Genomic DNA, 20,618 nt, shown 5'->3' on the forward strand with positions numbered 1-20,618 from the left:
TTCAGGCGCCGTTCCTGCGGATAGCTCTGACCAGTCTCCTGTTTCTTCTGTCTGCCCTGCTGTCCTGCAGGGATACAACTGCCCAGATAGCTGCCGGCAGCCAGCCTATTACGGTGATCTGAAGTATAAGGCATAAAATGCCGGAAAGGATCCTGCCTCTTAGCAGGAAAGAAAGCCAGGGTAACAAGATTGCTATGAGTGTCATGTTTAAAAGTTACTACTTTTTAATTCCGCAAAAAAATTAGCCGGCCGCAGGCCGGTATCTTACTTAAAAGAAACGCTTTTGCCTTCGGCAAAAGCGTTTCTTTTAAAGTGATTTTTTCGCGAAAAGCGATTTATTTTCTTCTTTCTTTCCACAACTGGTTGAAAGACTTAGATGCAAAAACGGGTAATTCCCTGTCATCTCCCCAGGCCTTTGCAAAGAATTTTTTCATGAATAAGTTCTTCACATTACCGGAAACCAGGTTCATCATCCGCCGGCTCAGACTGGCCTGTTTCCAGCCAAACCAGGACATTTTCTCTCCGCCGGAGGTGTAATTCTCCTCTACAGCCTTGTGCCTGTTATGCAGGAGTAATTCATGAATATTGATGCGTACCGGGCATACTTCCGTACAGTTACCACAAAGTGAAGAAGCATAGCTGAGGTGTATGTAGGATTCCATACCCCGCAGATGAGGGGTGATAACAGACCCTATCGGGCCGCTGTAGGTGGTGCCATAGCTATGGCCGCCAATATTTTTATATACCGGACAAGCATTGAGGCAGGAACCGCAGCGGATACAATAAAGGCTTTCGCGGGCCTCTGTATCCATGAGGATATTGGTACGGCCATTATCCATCAGGATCACGTACATCTCTTCCGGGCCATCTGTTTCTCCTTCCTGGCGGGGGCCGCTGAAGATGGAGTTGTACACGGTTACATTCTGTCCTGTACCATAAGTAGCCAGTAACGGCCAGAAAAGGGCCAGGTCATTGATGGAAGGCAGCATCTTTTCAATGCCTACCAGTACTATATGTGTTTTAGGAAAAGCGGTACTTAAACGGGCATTACCTTCATTTTCGGTTACTGCTACACCACCTATGTCAGCAATGATGAAGTTGGCGCCGGTGATGCCTATCTCTGCATCCAGGTATTTCTGGCGCAGTTTTTCACGTGCTACGAGGGTAAGCTGCTGTGGAGTGAGGTCCGGGGGAGTACCCAGTTTTTCTGCAAAGAGACGGGCCACATCTTCCTTGCTTTTGTGCATGGCCGGTGTAACGATGTGGTAGGGTGGTTCTCCGTCCAGTTGCTGGATATATTCACCCAGGTCTGTCTCAACACATTCTATATCATGTTTGGCCAGGAAGCTGTTCAGGTGAACTTCTTCCGTAGCCATAGACTTACTTTTTACGATGCTTTTGCATTGTTTGGCCTTACAGATGGCAAGGATCTCGTCCAGTGCCTGCTGGGCATTTTCAGCCCATATCACTTTCCCGCCGCGTTTTGTAAGGTTCTGTTCAAACTCTTCCAGGTGTTTATCCAGGTTATCTAATGCTCTCCACTTGATGTTCTTGGCGCGTTCACGGGCTGTAGTAAGGTCGGCAAACTGCTGTTTACCTGCCTTTACTGCAGTATTATATTTGCCGATATTGAAATTTATCGTCTGGCGATGACCAAGATCGCCTGCTTTCTTTTCACTTTTTTCCAGGAAGGAGGAGGCATTCTGATGCATAATTTGTCAAATTGCTGATTCCGAATTACAAAACCCATACCGTATTTCCGGTTTTGGGGCTTGTTTTACCTGATCACTCCGCATCGTAGTTTTTGAGTGCAATTTTATCCAGCAGCTGGTAAAATTCTTCACCATATTTGCGTATGAGCGCTTCCCTCAGGAAGCGGTATACGGGAACACGGAGGCTTTTACCATTCTTACACGCCGGTTTACAGATATCCCAGCGGTCATAGTTCAGTGCCTCAAACGTTTCATATTTTGTTACGCGGATGGGGTATAAATGGCAGGAGACAGGCTTTTTGAAGTCCACAACTCCTTCATTATATGCTTTTTCAATGGCGCAGCCTACAACACCGTGATCGTCTATTGTAGCATAAGCGCAGATGCCTTTATTCACGATAGGCGTTACATAACCGTATTCGTCGTCTATGGTATGGGTGCCTGTTTGTTCTATTTCAGCAATACCGTCCGGGCGGAGATATGACTTGATCTTTGGGTAGATCTTTTTGAGGAGCTTCACTTCTGCTTTATCCAGCGGCGCTCCGCAATCGCCTGCAACGCAGCAGGCCCCTTTACAGGCCCCCAGGTTACATACGAACTGCTCCTCAATTAACTCGTCGCTGATGTATTTATCGTCTATGATGATCATAATTGTCCGGACAAAGGTAAGAATTTCTTTGGCCGGCGGGAGGCAATTCTTATCTCCATTTCAGCGTCTCCACCAAATGCCACATATCTTCCTGGAGGAAGGCCTGTACCGGCGCCAGGGAGTCTGCATTGGGGGCGGCATCAAAATAGAGTGCGCCACGAAGGAAGTGTTTCAGGGAGTCTGTGGCATAGAACTGCTTGGCTGAGGCGGCATTACCGCCTACATCGTAGAAAAGGCCGCTTACTTGGTGAGGCGTGCTGATATTCTTTTCCTCAATGTATTCTGCTTTATAGGTGTGTTTGTAGGTCATCTTGAAGGCATCGTTGATCAGTTGCTGAAAATCGTTGCCTTTGGCGCCTATTTCTTTATAGCTCATGTAGATCTTACCGTTGAGGGAAGGGAACTCAACATTGATCCAGTATGGATTTTCGGTTTTTTCACCAAAGAAGAGGCTGTCTTTCACGACCCTGGCATACGCGGGGTATTCAAAGGTGTAAGGATAGCCGGGCATATCAAAGGTGCGGTATTCCCTTTTTGGGAACTGTATCTGGAAGTATCCGCGGGGTTTGGGTGTATAATGCTGTTCACAGGCGGTGAATGCCAGTGCCAGTAGTATAAGGCTGCAGATAGTGGTGATCTTTGTGTGGTATCTCTTATTCCCGTTGATCTTCATGACATGCTGTTTGGTATCCTGCTTAATTCTCTTCTTCCACATTCTGGCGGATAGCTACCTGTACTTTCTGAATGCGCATTTTGCTGACTTCCAGGATGGTGAAGTCGTAGTTATCGTGAGAGATCACACTGTTCTCTTCCGGGAATTTGCCGGCCAGTTCAAGGATCAGTCCCCCGATAGAATCACTTTCCCCTTTCACCACTTCAAAGGTATCCGGCGGGATGTTCATGATACGGCAAACGTCGTTGAGCATGGTTTTGCCTTCAAAAACATAGGTATTGTTGTCTACTTTGCTGTAGTGGAATTCTTCTTCATCAAATTCGTCTTTGATATCGCCGATCACTTCTTCCACAATGTCTTCCAGGGTCACGATACCGGAGGTGCCGCCAAATTCGTCTACCACTACAGCGAAGTGCATACGTCTGGTCTGGAATTCGGAAAGCAGGTCTTCTATCAGTTTGTGGCCGTGTACAAAGAATGGCTGGCGCATTACTGTGTGCCAGTCAAAGGCTTTGCCTTTGTTCAGGTGGGGCAGGAGGTCTTTCGTATGGATGACGCCTACAATATTATCCAGGTTGCCTTTATAAACCGGCAGGCGGGAATAGTGGAGGTCAGCCACGCGTTTTACTATGGCGTCGAAGTCAGCGTCGTATTCTATGCCTGATACGTCCAGGCGGGTGTGCATGATCTGTTTTACGGTGATGTTACCGAATTTGAGGATGCCTTTCAGGATGTTCTTTTCTTCCTGGGAGGCGGCAGGGTCTACGCTCATTTCAATGGCTTCGTCTATTTCCTGGTAGTTTACGGCGCTGCCTTTATGGAAGAAGCGGCCTTCTATGCTTTCGCTGATGCTTACGTAGAAGTCGCTGATAGGTTCCAGGGTGGCATGTATGATGCTTACAAACCAGGCAAAGTAGGTAGCGAAGCGGATATTGTTCTGGGCCGCCCATACCCGGGGCAGTACCTGTCCGCCGAAGAGGAGCAGGAAGACGATGATGGCTATACGCACTACAAATGAAACGACTGGCAGTGTCTGCAGGTCTTCCATCTGGGTGATCAGGTAGCTGGTAACGAGGATGAATGCCAGGGAGAGCAGGATACCGGCTATCTGGAGGGATGCCAGCAATGAGCGGGGCTTTTCCAGTAGTTTGGTGATCAGTTTTCCGCTGGTGTTCTGCCGTGTTTTGAGGGCATTCAGGTCTTTATAGTTCAGTGAGAAGAAGGCCACCTCTGCGCCTGAAACGATGAAGGCCATGAGGAGCAGTATGAAGATCACAAGCAGGTAAATAACCACATTCGGAGTGGCGATCGGTGTCGCCGCCTGCATTAGGGGGAATTTGCCAGATAGAATGCTTGCCGGATAGGTGTACAAATTGTTCAACTTTATGTGAGAAATATTAAAACCTGGAACATCACACTACAAAGCAGGTTCCAAAAAAAGGGGAAAGTAATTCAGTGTCTTAAATTGAATCGCTTTCCCTATATGCAAATATAAGTAATACCCCTTTATGGGATTATCAATCAAAAAAGAATTAATTTTTTATTGGATAGTTAAAAAGGCAGATCGTCCGCTGTATCGTTTAATTGGGGGGGTATCTCCATATTGGGGAAATTGTCGCCTGTGTTGCTCCCTGTATTGCTGTGATGAATAGCATGTTCAGAGTTATTCAGGTCCATGCGTTTGTCCAGCATAACAAGGTTGTCGCCTACTACTTCGGTGGCAAATTTCTTATTTCCTTCCTTATCTTCCCAGCTGCGGGTACGGAGGCGTCCTTCAATGTAAACGAGGCTGCCTTTATGCAGGTATTTCTGCGCCAGTTCCGCCAATCCACGCCATAAGACCACTGTATGCCATTCTGTTTGGGAGATCAGCTTACCGGCCCTGTCCTTAAATGTTTCAGTAGTAGCCAGGGAAAATTTAGCTACTGCTATGTTTCCTTCCAAAAACTGTACATCCGGATCTCTACCCAAGTTGCCTATCAGGATTACTTTATTAACACCTCTCATTGTTGCAGGTTTTAATCTATTGATTTTAAACTATTGAAAATATAATCTTCTTTAAATGAACAACCTTTCTAAAGTTAATGTTTTTTTCCAATCGACAGGAAAATTTTACTGTATGTTTTTAGCTCAAATACCTTGCCGCAGCAAGTTGAGCGCTATTGACCATCAGTCTTTTTTTGTATCAGAAGAGGCTAAGTTTCCCTTTTTTAAGAAAGTCTGTAATCGTTTTCGGGAAAGCATAGTTATCCATGTCCTGCTCCGGAATGGCCATGTAGCCTTGTATTTCAGGCTTTTGGGCGGCAGTCATCAGGATAAACCGGCTGTGTATGGTCTGGTGTGTAAGCTGTTGTTTAAAGTCTGCTGAAGTCCCATCAATGTTATAACGTATATCCCCGAATATTTCTCTGAACCCGGCAGATGCCTGTAAGGAAGCTGTATCCACAGGCTCCGGGGTTTCTATGAGGATGAACTCATGGAGGTTTTGCCAGATGTCATTTTCTGTACGTTTCCGGATATAAATGAGCTTTTTATAACGCAGAACAAGGTAGTGGAAGTACCTTTTCTTTATGACGAGCTTTTTTGTCTTTACAGGCAGCAGACCGGCTAGTCCCAGTTTCAGCGCTTTGCAACCGGAAGATAAAGGACATGTGGTACAGGACGGTTGCTGTGGTTTGCATATTACTGCCCCAAAGTCCATAATGCTTTGATTGTAAGCAGCGGACTGTCCGTGGGGGAGTAGTTCCTGTGCCAGTTCTGCAAACTGCTTTTTACCCGCCGTGCTGTCTATCGGTGTATCTATATCAAAATAGCGGGACAGTACACGGAACACGTTGCCATCCAGCACTGCATGGGGAAGATTAAAGGCAAAGGAAGCGATAGCCGCCGCTGTATAGGGGCCTATTCCTTTGAGCGACTGTATGGTATCGTAAGTGTTGGGAAAATGGCCGTGGTATTGTGTGACGATCTGCCTGGCGGCAGCCAGCATATTTTTGCAGCGTGCGTAATATCCGAGTCCCTGCCAGAGGCGGAATACTGCTTCTTCAGGTGCTGCGGCGAGCGACTGTACCGTGGGATAGTTGAGAATGAACTTCTCATAGTAGGCCCATCCCTGTTCCACACGTGTCTGTTGCAGGATGATTTCGGACAGCCATATACGGTAGGGGTCTTTTTCACCCTTCCAGGGCATTGCCCTTGTATTCCCGTTTTGGTTCCATTCCAGGAGGGCGTTGGTAAAAGATTCTTTCATTCTGAACATAGTACTATGCAAATATATGGGAAGCAGGTTATAAGAAAGATTGATAACAGGTAACGGAAAAATCTATATTATTTATATAAGTAATAGACACTGACGGCAACCTATTTGCAGTGATGTATAATAAATTAGCATGGAACTTGTTGAGAAATAAACGAATACGGAAAGAATTGCGTTATTGTATAAGAGCTGCCCGGAAGTTGTTAACTATGGGATTAAAACATTATCTTTTCCTTAGGCAAAGAAAAAAAAGGCGAAATGAATATTATTTTTTGTATATTCGTTATTGAGTGGTTTAGTGAAATTTTATGATCAGCCTATCGAAGTAGACTTGTACTGGTCCAGAGCTAATAAGTCCCTCCCTTGATGCAGGTTACCCGATTTCAGTGATTTTGACATATAGAATGATGATTTACAAGCAAATATATTATGAACATTACTGGTATAAGAAAAAAAGATAAAATTTATTTGCTTTGAATTCAGCAATTAAAAAAAAATAAATAATTTTGGGACAAGTAATCCTTCGCTTCAATTATGAGAAAAGCTGACTTAATAAACAATATTGCTGAGAAAACCGGCATACCTAAAGTAGATGTGTTAGTAACACTAGAGGCCATGTTTAAGGAGGTCAAGGAAGCGTTGGCTAATGGCGAGCATATCTATATCAGGGGCTTTGGTAGCTTTATTACCAAGAAAAGGGCTGCCAAGATCGGTCGTAACATTAAGAAGAATGTTGCAGTAGAGATTCCGGAGCATTTTATTCCGGCCTTTAAGCCTTCTAAAGAATTCGTTGCAGAAGTAAAGAAGCTTAAAAGTTCGTAATTTTGCAGCCTAATATTTAAGGCGTGCAAAAAACTCAAGTTCTACTGGTAGGTGCCGCCGTGACTTTACTGATAGTATTAGTCGCATTCGGCCGCACCATACCTCATTCGGATAAAAAAGCGATGCCAACTGCCGCTCATGTACATGACGGACAGGAGGGAAAACCTATTGCCTTCGAGGAATTGCTGGCCGCAGCCAAGCAAAAAGTACCCGCAGAGAAATTATTTTCTATCACTACCTGGGAGAATAAGGTAGTGCGGGGAGACGTAAAGAATCAGCAAATAGACGCTTACAGACAATTATATGCCTCCTGGGATAGCCTTAACCAACTACCCATAGCTGCGTATTATCTTGGCGAAGCCGCCAAGTTGGAAAATTCCGAAAAAAGCCTCACCTTTGCAGCCAATTTATTTTTAGCTCACCTGGAACATGCTCAGGACCCTGCTATTATGAAATGGGAGAGCCAGCAGGCTATTACCCTACTGGATCAGGCTATTAAGCTGAATCCTGGTAACGATTCCCTCGTTGTAAAGCAGGCGCTGTTGTATATGAATACCGGCGAACCTATGGTAGGTGTGCAAAAACTCAGGGACCTGGTGGCTGCCAATCCCGACAATGCAGAAGCTCAGATAACGTTAGCAAACCTGGCTATTCAATCAAATCAGTTTGATAAGGCTATAGAAAGGATGGAAACGTTTTTAAAGCGGCATCCGGAAGAGCCTAAAGCTATATTCGTATTAGCAGAAGCTTATCGCAGTAAAGGGGATGTAAAGAAAGCAGTCGAACTTTTTGAGCAATGTAAAAAACTGCTGAAAGATCCTTCCCTGAAGGCTGAAATAGACACTTATATTAAGAGTATTCAATAATATTCATTTTTTAAACATTTAAAAACTTATTAGCGTATGCCTTGCGGTAAGAAAAGAAAAAGACATAAAATAGCAACTCACAAGCGTAAAAAAAGACTGAGAAAGAACCGGCATAAGAAGAATAAGAAATAGTTTTCTCCTGTTTCCCGCCATTTATACTAACCAGGTTTTAATTACGGCGCGGCGATTCGGATAAAAATTTTTATATATCCTGCATGATTTTGGCGATTATTCTTAAATTGCTGGAAGTCATGCAGGTTTTTCCACAAATCCCGCTAGAATCCGGATATTACCTGTAGATCGCTAAACCCTTAAGCAATCCATCATCACGTACGTCAACATTTCGTTGACTGTAATCTGGTATGCAGTAAGCTATTATTGAATAGTATTGCATAACTCAAAGGTGAAGTAATAATGGTTAAAATTTTGGACGCTTGAACAAGGAACTTATTATAAATGCGGCACCTACTGGTGTGGAAATAGCGTTGCTGGAAGACAAGAAACTGGTTGAATTGCATCACGAAAGCGGCAATCCCAACTTTTCTGTAGGAGATTTATACCTGGGGCGGGTAAAAAAACTGATACCAGGCCTGAATGCGGCCTTTGTTGATGTGGGTTTTGAAAAAGATGCATTCCTTCATTACACTGACCTTAGCCCTTATATACGTTCTATACTCAAATTTACCCAGCAGGCTATTTCAGATAAAACCCCCGAAGGGTTTGACTTTACGAAGTTTAAGAATGAACCGGAAATTGTAAAGACCGGAAAAATCACAGATGTACTGGGCGGAAAACCTAACATCCTCGTGCAGATATTGAAAGAACCTATTTCTTCCAAAGGCCCCCGCCTTAGCTGCGAAATTTCTCTTCCCGGAAGGTTTATCGTGTTAACACCCTTTAATGACATTGTTGCTGTATCAAAAAAGATACACTCTTCCGAAGAAAGAAAAAGATTGCAGAAAATCGTGGAAGCGATCAAAACGCCCAACTTCGGCGTAATTGTTCGCACGGCAGCTGAAGGAAAGAAAACGGCAGAACTGCATGAAGATCTTACTACCCTGGTAGAAACCTGGAAAAATATACAGTCCAACCTGCGCGGCGCCCAACCCCCGCAGAAAATACTGAGCGAACAGGCAAAAACCACCAGCATCTTACGTGACCTTCTTAACGAAAGCTTCAACCGTATTGTCATTAATGACAAGAACATGTATACTGATACCCGTGCGTATATCCAGAAGATAGCGCCGGAAAAACAGGACATCGTTCAGCATTATCACAACGGAGCTCCCATCTTTGATCACTATGGCGTAACCCGCCAGGTAAAAGCCTCCTTTGGCAAAACCGTCAACCTGGACAGTGGCGTATACCTGATCATCGAAGCTACTGAAGCCCTCCATGTAATAGACGTGAACAGCGGCTATAAAAGCTCCAGCAATAACCAGGAACAGAATGCCCTTGCATCCAACCTGGAGGCTGCTGCAGAAATAGCCCGCCAGCTCCGGCTACGCGATCTGGGCGGCATCATTATCATTGACTTCATTGATATGAAGCTGCCGGAAAATAAAAAGGTAGTATACGAAGCTATGGAGAAATTCATGGCGCAGGACAGAGCCAAGCATACCATCCTGCCCATCTCCAAATTCGGATTGATGCAGATAACCAGGCAGCGCGTAAAACCTGAAGTCACTATCTCTGTGGCGGAAGATTGCCCCACCTGTCATGGTACCGGCAAGATCGGCGCTTCCGTACTTATCATAGATGAAATAGAAAAGAACCTTCAGTACCTGATCAATCATCAGCACAAAGGTCTTACTATCAGAGTACATCCTATCTTTTACGCCTACCTTGCTAAAGGATTCCTTACATCCCGCCAATGGAAATGGTACTTTATGTATAAGAAATGGGTCAGGGTTAAGGCAGATTCGAACTATCACCTTACTGAATATCGCTTCTTTGACGCAAGCGACGAAGAAATTAAATTATAACCAGCTGGCCACAGGTCAGGCCCACGTTGTTAAAGAAACGCTTTTGCCCCAGGCAAAAGCGTTTCTTTTTGTATTGTTTCTATCTTTACATATTCAACTTTTTATCCCGGGACAATGTTGTTTTTAAAGTCAAAACTCCAATCGTTTATGTTTTTTCGTTATTGTTCGTATTTACTCTTGGCTGCTCTTTTGTTCACCAGTTGCGGCGAGGGCAGAAGAAAGAAGGGCCTGAAAAGGGATACCAGCCATTATACCGGACAGGAATATATTGACCTGAAACTGGACAGCAACACCGTCAACAGGTTTCTGCAACAGGACACCGGCTATAACTCTTATGCTGACTATATACGCGACTTCTATCGCCAGCGTGATTTTCACTATGCCTGGATAGGCAATGATGGTCAGCTTACGGAGCAAGCCGGCAACTTCATCAATATGATGAAGGCAGATGCTTCCTATGGACTGAATGACAGCAGCATGAACACCCCTCTCCGCGAGCTGTATGATACCCTCATGATAGAAGGCGGAAAGCTTCAGCCGGGAGATAAAACCACTTCCCGCGCGGAACTGCTCCTTACCACCCAGTTCTTCGCTTACGGAAATAAAATATGGGGTGGATTCACTTCAGACAGTGCGAAAGACCTGGAATGGTTCATCCCCCGGAAGAAAATAAATATGCAAAGCCTGCTGGATTCTATGGTCAACAAACCGGCAAACGCTTTTGAAGAACCAGTGAACAGGCAATACAAACTACTGCGTGACCAGCTGAAGAAACTGGCGAACCTGGAAAAGACGCCCTGGGATTCCCTGAAATCATCCCAGAAGCTATATAAGAAAGGAGATAGTGCGGTATTCATCACTCAGGTAAAACAACGCCTGCATCTTCTGGGCGACCTGCCTGTTTCCGACACCGGTAACCGCTTTACTCCGCTCCTGGATTCGGCTATACGCAATTTCCAGGACCGTATGGGGCTGAAAATAGACGGTACGGTGCAATTGCCGGTGCTCAACGCACTGAATGTATCTCCGCAGAAACGCATACAACAGATACTCATCAACATGGAACGTATTCGCTGGGTGCCGGCAGAGTCTCCTGCAGAATACCTGCTGGTCAACATTCCTGCATTCAAGCTCTATGTGTATGATAACAATAAACTGGACTGGAGCTGCAATGTGGTAGTAGGCAGGCCCGGAACCAACACTGTTATCTTCAGCCATGAAATGAAATACATTGTATTCAGTCCTTACTGGAACGTACCTCCGGGAATACTGGCGCATGAAGTGCTGCCGGCTATGAAACGTAATGGGGGCTACCTGGCAAGACAGAATATGGAAGTGGTGAATGGCAGCGGTAAACCTGTGTCAGGCATCAACTGGAGTAAATACTCCGGCACTAATTTCCCTTACATTGTAAGACAGAAACCTGGTGGCGCCAATGCGCTCGGTAAAGTAAAATTCCTTTTCCCGAACGAGTATAATATTTACCTGCATGACACCCCTTCAAAAGGATTGTTCGGCGAGAGCAAACGTTCCTTCAGTCATGGCTGCATCCGTGTTTCCGAACCTCAGCACCTGGCGGAATGGCTGCTCAGAAAAGACTCTTCATGGACGCAGAAAAAGATTGTGACAGCTATGAACGCAGGGAAAGAACAATTCGTAACACTGAAAGAAAAAGTACCTGTATATATAGGTTATTTCACCGCCTTTGTAGATAGCGAAGGCAGATTGAATTTCAGGGATGATGTTTATGGACATGATGCCCGCCTGACGGCTACGTTGTTCGGAAAGAAATAAAAGAAATTCTTAAAGCCAGGCGCAAGCCTTACTCAAAGAAAACGCTTTTGCCCCAGGCAAAAGCGTTTTCTTTGAGATAATTATTTACTTGCAATAACAGAGATCTCTACATTCACCCCTTTCGGCAAGGCTGCTACCTGCACAGTTTCGCGGGCAGGGTAAGCATCGCTGAAATAGGAACCGTATACTTCATTGATCTGTGCAAAATCATTCATATTTGTAATGAAGATGGTAGATTTAAGCACATTGCTGAAATCTATTCCTGCTGCTGTCAGTATAGCTTTCAGGTTTTCCATTACCTGGCGCGTTTCTGTTTTGATATCGTCCTGTACAAGTTGATTGGTTTCAGGATGCAGTGCTATTTGTCCGGATACAAAGAGCAGATTGCCTGTAAGAACAGCCTGGTTATATGGGCCTATTGGTGCAGGCGCATTTTTTGTGTTGATGATCTGTTTTTCCATGAACGTAAAAATAGGGCGTTATTATTAGTTATTAATTAATAGGTTTGCGAAAATTTTGCGCATGAATATTCTTGTAATAGGAGATGGGCAACAATACGCCGCCCTGGTTGAAAAGGGTGGTTTGAACGGTCACCAGGTACAGCGGGTGTCCGGCCTGGAACGCATAGAAGAACCAGGTATCTACCAGCTGATAATAGATCTTGATTTCGATGAACATACGGAACGTGGCGCAATATATGCCAGGCATCCGGAAGTGCCGGTACTGGCAGGTATAGTGAAGACCTCACTATCTGCTGTGATGAATGAGCACGCCTTCAGCTACGGTTTTAACCTGATAGGCTGCAACTGGTTGCCAGGCTTCACTGCAATGTCTGTAACAGAAGTTTCTGTAATGGATCAGGAACAACGGCCCCGGCTGCAGCAGATCATGCAGGAATTAGGCTGGGAATATGAAGTGGTGGAAGACAGGGTAGGAATGGTAACGCCAAGAGTAGTTTGTATGATCATCAACGAAGCTTACCTTGCCGCAGAAGAGGGAACCGCCTCCCGGGAAGATATCAACATAGCCATGAAGCTGGGAACCAACTATCCGCTGGGGCCATTTGAATGGTGTGAACGTATCGGTGTGAAACAGGTATATGCGGTACTGGACGCCGTATACAAAGCATCAGGGAATGAGCGTTATAAAGTAAGCGCTTTACTGGCGCAGGAAGCCGCATAATAACATTAAAAAATAAGGCAGATTGTCTTTAATACTGAACATAGATACAGCTACCAGCATAGGATCTGTTTGTCTTTCCAGAGACGGAAAGCCACTACAGACATTGGTGAATGATAAGCAGCAGGACCATGCTGCAACCATGGTATTATTTGTACAGGAGATCATGCAGACACAGGGCATTACTCCTGCACAGATAGATGCTGTTGCAGTAAGCGCAGGTCCCGGCTCTTATACCGGTCTGCGCGTAGGCGTAGCTACTGCCAAAGGGTTGTGCTATGCCTGGGAAAAGCCGCTGATAGCGGTTTCTACGTTGCAGATGATGACACAGGGCATGCTTTCGCAAACAATGGATATGGACGCATTCTATTGCCCCATGCTGGATGCCCGTAGAATGGAAGTGTACACCGCCGTATATTCCGGTCTGCTGGAAACTCTGACAGCACCGCATGCGCTGATACTCACATCAGAATCATTCAGAGAACAAGTTGAAAATAAAAAGACATATTTCTTCGGAAACGGCAGTGATAAATGGCAGCAGTTGATGCCTGTACATCCAAATGCCGTTTTTACCTCATATATACTGAACGCTGCAGATATGGTAGCTTTATCAACTGCCGCATACCATCAGCAGGTATTTGAAGACATTGCATATTTCAGCCCCTACTACCTCAAGCCTTTCCATTCAACCATGAAGAAATAGCCTCTACAGTACCTTTTACGCCATTTTACCCTATCAATTAAGCGTACCCGGCACGCTTAAGGCAATTTTTTGTCATAGAACTGTCAAATTACGTTTAATTGGCAAGTAATCGCCTTCTATATATTAAAAAATAAGGTATAGAAGTTTTTTTTATTACGACTAATATTATATTTTTGTATAAATCGACACCCGGTTATTGTTTTCTAACAAGTTATGGGTTTACTGTCCGTTGATCCCTTTCATTTCATCATTATTTAAAAACTATTATGCGATGGAAAAAACATTATTAACGACCTCTTCTAATACTCTTATTATTTCTAGAGGTACCAATGAAAAAGACCAAATTAAATTGGATTACATTGCCGTTAAGAAGGCAGCTATGGTTTTGCGTGCAATCAACCATAAACTGCGCCAGCAAATGATTAAGTTGTTGGAAGATCACAAAAAAATGACAGTTACGGAAATCTACGTTAAACTGCGTCTGGAGCAATCAGTGGCTTCACAGCATCTGGCTATCCTGCGCCGCGCCGGCATTGTGATAACTGAAAGAGATGGCAAGTTCATTCACTATACGATCAACAAACAGCGTATAGCAGAAGTTGCCAAATTCGTAGAGGAGCTGGTGGGTTAATCCTGGTTTCGGAGTACTGGTCAAACTGAAAAAATATTCGGGCCTAACTGAGAGTGTGCAAAATACTTTTAGTTAGGCTCTAATTGTTTTAAAGGAAGGTGTGGTTATCACTATCTGATATAAGATTGCTGCTATAATCCTGTTATTGAAAGATAACGGGGGGAGTCTTTTTTGTCATATATTCCCTCCGCATATAAATGCTTAACTTTACAGGAAATCAAAAACCACATGTTCGTCAAGCAACTTTACACGAATTGCTTATCAGAAGCTGCCTACTTTATAGAGTCCGGGGGAGAAGCTGTTGTGATAGATCCATTAAGGGATATTGACGCTTACCTTGACCTTGCCAGAGAACGTAATGCCACTATAAAGTACATTTTCGAGACACATTTTCATGCCGACTTTGTTTCCGGTCACCTGGACCTGGCCACAGCCACCAGCGCACCTATTGTATATGGGCCGGAAGCTGTGACCAATTTTCCTATCTACCTGGCTAAAGACGGGGAGAAATTCACTATCGGCAAACTCACACTGGAAGTCCTCCATACTCCGGGACATACGCTGGAATCTACCTGCTACCTGCTGTATGATGAGCAGGGGCAGCCTCATAGCATCTTTACCGGGGATACATTGTTTGTTGGAGATGTTGGCAGGCCGGACCTGTTCAGCGGTAACCTTACCAAAGAAGAACTGGCAGGCTACCTCTATGATTCACTGAACAACAAAATAAAAGTGTTACCAGACAACGTGACCGTTTATCCGGCTCACGGCCCCGGATCATCCTGTGGTAAAAACCTGGGACCTCATACCTACAGCACCCTGGGGGATGAGAAAAACACCAACTACGCCCTGAGAGCAGAAAGCAAGGAGGAATTTATAGCAGAAGTAACAGCTGGCCTGAGCACACCACCTTCCTATTTTCCCATCAATGCGAAGATCAATAAGGAAGGATATGACGCACTTAAAGCCGTTATGGAAAAGAGCAATCAGCCACTTTCCGTAGCGGAGTTCAAAAAGAAAATAGCGGAAGGAGTACTGGTACTGGATACCCGTCCGGCTACTGTATTCGGAGATGGTTTTATACCCAGTTCCCTCAGCATTGGGCTGGAAGGCCGTTTTGCTGAATGGGCCGGCAGCCTGTTGCCTTTTGGTCAGGAGATAGTGCTGGTTACACCTGTAGGGAAAGAGGAAGAAACTATTGTCAGACTGGCAAGAGTGGGCTTTGACCATGTTGCCGGCTTCCTGGAAGGCGGATATGAGGCCTGGGTAGCAGCAGGAGAAAAACGTGACATGATCATCTCAGTAGAACCGGATGAACTGGCTATGGATATGCCACACGATCCTAACCTGGTAATAGTGGACGTGCGTAAACCGGCTGAGTATGCAGACGGTCATATCAAAGACGCCCTGAACCTCACGCTGAGCGACATGACAGATCCCGGCAACCTGGGGGATTTTGATGAGAACCATAATCTCTATGTACATTGCCAGGGCGGATACCGCAGCATTATTGCCTGCTCTATCCTCAAACGTGAAGGCATTCATAACCTGAGGAACGTGGAAGGTGGCTACAATGCCATGAAAACAACTAAAGGGCTGACAGTGGTGCAGGAAAAGAATGTATTGAACTGATCACCGATAATTTATTCCGGAAAAGGCGTGGTAATACTATCACGCCTTTTCCTGTTTATGCAGGAATAGTTGGGCCGCCTGATGCACTAAGGATGGGTATGCTTTTTGACCGTTTCCATAAAAAAACTTTATGGGTAAACAACTGGAAGGTCAGATAGCGCTCATTACCGGCAGCAGTTCAGGTATTGGCGCAGCAATAGCCGTGGCGATGGGAAAAGCAGGTGCTACTGTTGTGGTAAACCATCACAGTGACAAGAGCCTGAAAGGCGCTGAGGAGGTACTGAATACTATAAAGGCCGCCGGTGGCAACGGGGTTATAAAGCAATGTGATACCAGCAATGAAGAACAGGTAAAGCAGATGTTTGCGGAAATTCTTGCTCAGTTTGGTACCCTGGACATAGCAGTGGCAAATGCCGGTATTCAGCAGGATGCCTCCTTCCTTGACATGACGCTGGAACAGTGGAATAAGGTGATAGCCACCAACCTGACCGGACAGTTCCTTTGCGCCCGGGAAGCTGCCCGGGAGTTCAAAAGAAGAGGGGTACAACCGGAACGCTCCAGGGCTGCCGGGAAGATCATCTGTATGAGCAGTGTACATGAAGTAATACCCTGGGCGGGGCATGTAAACTATGCTGCCAGCAAAGGAGGGGTGAAGCTTCTCATGCAGTCTATGGCTCAGGAGCTGGCCCCCTATAAGATAAGGGTGAACAGTATTGCGCCGGGCGCCATCAAAACGCGTATTAACGAAGATGCCTGGGACACCCCAGAAGATGAGAAAAAGTTATTGGAGCTGATTCCCTACGGGCGTGTCGGGATACCGGAAGACGTAGCTAAAGTGGCGGTCTGGCTGGCTAGTGATGAGAGCGATTATGTGACAGGCACTACCCTTTTTGTGGATGGGGGGATGACTTTATACCCCGGATTTGCAGATAATGGTTGATTTTTAATACCCACCTGATTAACAGCTATTTGTACTTTAACAAAAACATGCTCTAGCATGTTATTTGTTTTTATTTAGCTAAACTTTTAACCATGAAATGTAAAACTTTCCTGATGGCCGGCCTCATGCTGCTGGCCGTATGCTTATTCTCCTGTCAGCCTAGTGATTCTCACCTGCAAAAGGCTGTTAATGAAAAACTCAGCTCTACCCCCGGTGTAACTGCCGATGTGAAGGATGGAATTGTAACATTGGGGGGTGAAGTTGCTGACGATGCCTCAAAAATGGCGGCAGAAGATGCTGTTAAAAGCGTTGCCGGTGTAAAATCAGTAACAAACAACATTATGGTGCAGGCAGCAGTTCCTCCGCCTCCGCCACCTCCCGCCGGCGATACTATGAAAACAGATAGCAATGTTGTAAAATAACGATGCAGTAAAAAACATGAAGAGCGCTTTCTGCTTCAGAAAGCGCTCTTCGAATAAATATCAGTTTATATCAGTCCCGGGATATTTGTGCTTCCATCTCCGGTGACTCCATACCCATACTTCCGGTTGCTCTCTTATATTCTTCTCCAGGTATCTGACAAATGCTTCCGTAATAGCTCCATCCGCCTCCTGCTGAGGATGTTCAAACGCCAGCTGTAAAGTAGCATGATAATACCCTCTCTTCTTTTTGCGGATATCTACAAACACCACCGGCACATCATTTCTTTTAGCGGTCATTTCAGGCCCTTTGTAAAAGGCCGTCATCCTGTTCAGGAAAGGATACCAGTAACTGCGGCGGGGATTGCCCGGGTTCTGATCGGCCACGAGGGCTATAAGGTATTGCTTATCCAGCCAGGGCTGCATACTGTTCTTGATATCGTTGGCGGGAAGCAGCACGCTGCCGGCTCTTTCACGGAAATGACGGAAGAGGCGGTCGCCTGTCTTATTGGTCAGCGGCATGTATACTACCAGGAAAGGAAATGCTACGCCCTGCATGCAGAACAGGTTGGCCCATTCCCAGTTGAAATTATGGCCCAGGTGCATCTGGCAGCTTTTCCCTCTGGCATACAGGTCATGAAGTACGGTAAGGTCGCACACAAAGCGGCGCTGCAGCTGCTTTGTACTCATAGTGAGCAGCTTGAGCGTTTCCACCATCATGTCTGTAAGGTTGAGATAGTATTTTTTAGCCAGCGTTGTTATTTCCTTTTCATTCTTTTCGGGAAATGCCTGACGCAGGTTGTCAAGCACAACTTTTTTCCTGTATCCCACTATGTAATACACAATGAGGTACAATACATCGCTGATGCGGTATAACAGCCATAAAGGCAAAATTGAGATACAATATGTAAATGCCAGCAAGAAATAATACATGTCTGCTCCGGTTTCTATAACACGATATTCTGTACCAGGGTGCTCTTTTGCGGATAGTCAGTGTTAAAGTGTAATCCGCGGCTTTCTTTACGGAAAGACGCGCCTTTCACGATCAGGTAGCCAACGGTAATGAGGTTTCTCAGCTCACAGAGCTGTGGTGAGACCTCTGTTTTTTCGTATAATGATTCTGTTTCTTCGTGCAGTATGTCCAGCCTGCGCATGGCGCGCTGTAAACGTTCATTGGTGCGCACAATACCCAGGTAATCGCTCATGATCTGTTTCAGTTCTTTCAGGCTCTGGGTAATGAGGATCATCTCTTTGGGTGCAGTGGTACCGGCAGTATTCCAGTCGGGCACGTTCTCTTTAAAGGTAGTGCTGTTGATGGTCTTTATAGCATCCAGGTAACAGCGGTGTGCAAACACCATTGCTTCCAGCAGGGAGTTGGAAGCCAGGCGGTTGGCGCCGTGAAGGCCTGTGCTGGAACATTCGCCGCAGGCATACAGGTTATTGATGGAAGTGCGGCCCCACTCGGTCACCTTGATACCTCCGCAGCTGTAATGGGCGGCAGGGGCAACGGGGATCATGTCTTTCTGCACATCGATACCGGAAGCAAGGCATTTTTCGTAGATGTTGGGGAAGTGATGAATGAACTTCTCCAGGTCCATATGCCTGCAGTCCAGGTATACATGCTCTGTACCTGCAATCTTCATCTCGCTGTCTATGGCGCGGGCTACTATATCACGTGGCGCCAGGGAAAGCCGGGCGTCGTATTTATGCATGAATTCTTCTCCTTTGACGTTGCGGAGTATACCGCCATCGCCACGGACAGCTTCAGTGATCAGGAAGGCGTTATTTACACCCGGCTGATACAGGGCTGTGGGATGGAACTGGATGAATTCCATATTCTCTATCCTGCCTTTGGCGCGGTACACCATAGCAACGCCATCGCCGGTAGCAATGATAGGGTTGGTGGTGCTGCGGTATACCTGTCCGTTACCACCGGTTGCCAGCAGGGTAATGCGGCTGAGTACCTTTTCTATTTTGTTGGTGATCAGGTTCAGTACATATACGCCGTAACATTCAATATCCGGAGTGGATTTGGTAACGAGGTATCCCAGGTGGTGCTGGGTAATGAGGTCTACTACAAAGCAGTGGGTAACCAGCTCTATATTCGGGTGTTTACGCACGGCATCCAGCAGGGCGCGTTCTATTTCCTTGCCGGTAACGTCTTTATAATGGATCACCCTGTTCTCAGAGTGCCCGCCTTCTTTACCAAGCGAGAAATCGCCGGAGGCATCCTTATCAAAGTTTGCACCCCATTCTATGATCTCGTTTACCCGTTCAGGCCCTTCTTTTACCACGATCTCCACTATCTGCTCATTACAAAGGCCATCTCCCGCTATCAGGGTGTCTTCAATATGCTTTTCAAAGCTGTCGTTCTCAAGATCGTTCACTACGGCTACTCCACCCTGTGCGTACTTGGTATTGGTCTCATCTTCCCTGGTCTTGGTGATGATGGTGATCTTTTTGTCAGGACATGCTTCAGCCACTTTTAAGGCATATGTCAGTCCTGCAATACCTGAACCAATCACTAAAAAGTCTGTCTGTTGCATAAGTTCTCAAGCAAGCACCAAATGTACGGCTAAATTTAATCCAATTCATTGTTAGCCGGGGCCATACGCATCCGGAGGTAAAGCAGCCCTCCCTGGATCAATCCCAGTTGTGCCAGGCCATAAGTGGAAATGATATAGATCTCTCCGCCGGGAATGGGATGATAGAAGTATTGTATGGCTATGAACGCAGAAGAAACAACGTAAAGTAATGCTCCCGCCAGTGCATACCAGCCCTGTGGCTGTTCTTCCAGCCGGAAGGCATGCCTGACACATTGCAGGGCTAAGGAAATAGCTATAGTGAAGAGTATAACAGGGACGGCCATACTACCAAGATAGGGTAGCATCAGATAGATGAATGCTACTATGGCGGCTTCTGATATTATGATAAATGCCCACTGGCATTTTGGAAGCGGATAATTGCTGTACCTGATCTTCAGGAAAAAGCCGCTGTACGAAAGTAATGACAGGATAAAGATACCCAGTGCCATTGTGAATAATGTACGCTCCTGTGCGGCAAAGAGCAGGCACATATCTCCCAGGCCGGCAAAGAACAACGCTGATAAAGGTAATATCCTGAATACGGCAGGTACGCCGGAGGTGCCATTGTAGAAATAAATGGCGAGGATCAGCGATAAGAATAACTTGGATATATAACCGGGAATGGGTTGATGTGCTGTGATGGAGAAGATGTAAACGGCAAGCGTGACTGCGTAGAATAAGATGTATATACTTCCATTGCGCATAGTATGAAAGTACAATTAAAAAATGCCTTTGCAAAGAGGCTTTTTATCGGTGTGGGGAATTGCTTAAA

The 20,618-nt window shown here is 45.6% G+C and carries 21 protein-coding genes; 10 read left to right on the forward strand and 11 right to left on the reverse strand.

Going from position 1 to position 20,618, the window contains the following annotated elements; all coding sequences use genetic code 11:
* Position 1: 1 nt before the first annotated feature.
* From GO493_RS03465 to mutY, 7 genes are all read right to left on the reverse strand, one after another.
* Positions 2–205, reverse strand: a complete 204-nt coding sequence (locus GO493_RS03465) for a YqaE/Pmp3 family membrane protein (protein WP_157304709.1) — start codon at positions 203–205, stop codon at positions 2–4.
* Positions 206–335: 130 nt separating this feature from the next.
* On the reverse strand, positions 336–1,712 hold the full coding sequence (locus tag GO493_RS03470) for a LutB/LldF family L-lactate oxidation iron-sulfur protein (protein ID WP_157304710.1): 1,377 nt from the start codon (positions 1,710–1,712) through the stop codon (positions 336–338).
* A 73-nt stretch (positions 1,713–1,785) separates the two neighbouring features.
* The gene (locus GO493_RS03475) at positions 1,786–2,361 is read right to left on the reverse strand and encodes a DUF3109 family protein (protein WP_157304711.1); all 576 of its coding nucleotides are present in this window, start codon (positions 2,359–2,361) and stop codon (positions 1,786–1,788) included.
* Between the two features lie 49 nt (positions 2,362–2,410).
* Positions 2,411–3,076, reverse strand: a complete 666-nt coding sequence (gene gldD, locus GO493_RS03480; RefSeq protein ID WP_232538724.1) for a gliding motility lipoprotein GldD — start codon at positions 3,074–3,076, stop codon at positions 2,411–2,413.
* Positions 3,057–4,361 carry a gliding motility-associated protein GldE gene (gene gldE, locus GO493_RS03485; protein WP_157304712.1) on the reverse strand — a complete coding sequence of 435 codons (1,305 nt, stop codon included), beginning with the start codon at positions 4,359–4,361 and terminating at the stop codon, positions 3,057–3,059. Before gldE ends, gldD begins: the two co-directional genes overlap by 20 nt.
* 224 nt (positions 4,362–4,585) lie before the next feature.
* Entirely contained in the window at positions 4,586–5,041 is a 456-nt protein-coding gene (locus GO493_RS03490; RefSeq protein ID WP_089834641.1) for a single-stranded DNA-binding protein, read from the reverse strand.
* Positions 5,042–5,219: 178 nt separating this feature from the next.
* The gene (gene mutY, locus GO493_RS03495; protein ID WP_232538725.1) at positions 5,220–6,293 is read right to left on the reverse strand and encodes an A/G-specific adenine glycosylase; all 1,074 of its coding nucleotides are present in this window, start codon (positions 6,291–6,293) and stop codon (positions 5,220–5,222) included.
* Between the two features lie 531 nt (positions 6,294–6,824).
* Here mutY and GO493_RS03500 point away from each other — a divergent pair.
* From GO493_RS03500 to GO493_RS03515, 4 genes are all read left to right on the forward strand, one after another.
* Positions 6,825–7,112: an HU family DNA-binding protein gene (locus GO493_RS03500; protein WP_073084475.1), complete on the forward strand. Its 288-nt coding sequence runs from the start codon at positions 6,825–6,827 to the stop codon at positions 7,110–7,112.
* A gap of 23 nt (positions 7,113–7,135) precedes the next feature.
* On the forward strand, positions 7,136–7,978 hold the full coding sequence (locus GO493_RS31315; protein ID WP_157304713.1) for a tetratricopeptide repeat protein: 843 nt from the start codon (positions 7,136–7,138) through the stop codon (positions 7,976–7,978).
* 434 nt (positions 7,979–8,412) lie between these two features.
* Entirely contained in the window at positions 8,413–9,963 is a 1,551-nt protein-coding gene (locus GO493_RS03510; protein WP_157304714.1) for an Rne/Rng family ribonuclease, read from the forward strand.
* Between the two features lie 147 nt (positions 9,964–10,110).
* Complete coding sequence (locus GO493_RS03515; RefSeq protein WP_157304715.1) at positions 10,111–11,757, forward strand: L,D-transpeptidase family protein; 1,647 nt, start codon at positions 10,111–10,113, stop codon at positions 11,755–11,757.
* An 80-nt stretch (positions 11,758–11,837) separates the two neighbouring features.
* Here GO493_RS03515 and GO493_RS03520 read toward each other — a convergent pair whose 3' ends face one another.
* Complete coding sequence (locus tag GO493_RS03520) at positions 11,838–12,218, reverse strand: RidA family protein (protein WP_157304716.1); 381 nt, start codon at positions 12,216–12,218, stop codon at positions 11,838–11,840.
* A 61-nt stretch (positions 12,219–12,279) separates the two neighbouring features.
* On the opposite strand from GO493_RS03520, the gene GO493_RS03525 reads away from it, so the two are divergent.
* From GO493_RS03525 to GO493_RS03550, 6 genes are all read left to right on the forward strand, one after another.
* Positions 12,280–12,939 (forward strand): 3-hydroxyacyl-CoA dehydrogenase family protein, encoded by a 660-nt coding sequence (locus GO493_RS03525; RefSeq protein WP_157304717.1) that lies wholly within the window; start codon positions 12,280–12,282, stop codon positions 12,937–12,939.
* Positions 12,940–12,961: 22 nt separating this feature from the next.
* Positions 12,962–13,639 carry a tRNA (adenosine(37)-N6)-threonylcarbamoyltransferase complex dimerization subunit type 1 TsaB gene (tsaB, locus tag GO493_RS03530; protein WP_157304718.1) on the forward strand — a complete coding sequence of 226 codons (678 nt, stop codon included), beginning with the start codon at positions 12,962–12,964 and terminating at the stop codon, positions 13,637–13,639.
* Positions 13,640–13,910: 271 nt separating this feature from the next.
* Positions 13,911–14,270 (forward strand): ArsR/SmtB family transcription factor, encoded by a 360-nt coding sequence (locus GO493_RS03535; protein WP_012788619.1) that lies wholly within the window; start codon positions 13,911–13,913, stop codon positions 14,268–14,270.
* Positions 14,271–14,498: 228 nt separating this feature from the next.
* Complete coding sequence (locus GO493_RS03540; RefSeq protein WP_157304719.1) at positions 14,499–15,902, forward strand: MBL fold metallo-hydrolase; 1,404 nt, start codon at positions 14,499–14,501, stop codon at positions 15,900–15,902.
* A 130-nt stretch (positions 15,903–16,032) separates the two neighbouring features.
* On the forward strand, positions 16,033–16,842 hold the full coding sequence (locus GO493_RS03545) for an SDR family oxidoreductase (RefSeq protein ID WP_157304720.1): 810 nt from the start codon (positions 16,033–16,035) through the stop codon (positions 16,840–16,842).
* Positions 16,843–16,934: 92 nt separating this feature from the next.
* A complete protein-coding gene (locus tag GO493_RS03550) occupies positions 16,935–17,264 on the forward strand; it encodes a BON domain-containing protein (RefSeq protein WP_232538726.1) in 330 nt (109 codons plus the stop codon).
* A 60-nt stretch (positions 17,265–17,324) separates the two neighbouring features.
* On the opposite strand, the gene GO493_RS03555 is transcribed toward GO493_RS03550, so the two are convergent.
* The 3 genes from GO493_RS03555 to GO493_RS03565 are packed head-to-tail and all read right to left on the reverse strand — an operon-like array spanning position 17,325 to position 20,550.
* Complete coding sequence (locus GO493_RS03555) at positions 17,325–18,194, reverse strand: lysophospholipid acyltransferase family protein (RefSeq protein WP_157304721.1); 870 nt, start codon at positions 18,192–18,194, stop codon at positions 17,325–17,327.
* A gap of 14 nt (positions 18,195–18,208) precedes the next feature.
* Positions 18,209–19,807, reverse strand: coding sequence for an L-aspartate oxidase (gene nadB, locus GO493_RS03560; protein ID WP_157304722.1), 1,599 nt, complete (start codon positions 19,805–19,807; stop codon positions 18,209–18,211).
* Between the two features lie 35 nt (positions 19,808–19,842).
* Positions 19,843–20,550 (reverse strand): lysoplasmalogenase family protein, encoded by a 708-nt coding sequence (locus tag GO493_RS03565; protein WP_157304723.1) that lies wholly within the window; start codon positions 20,548–20,550, stop codon positions 19,843–19,845.
* Between the last annotated feature and the right edge of the window lie 68 nt (positions 20,551–20,618).

Origin of the sequence: Chitinophaga tropicalis, assembly GCF_009758205.1 — a bacterium.
Lineage (GTDB): Bacteria > Bacteroidota > Bacteroidia > Chitinophagales > Chitinophagaceae > Chitinophaga > Chitinophaga tropicalis.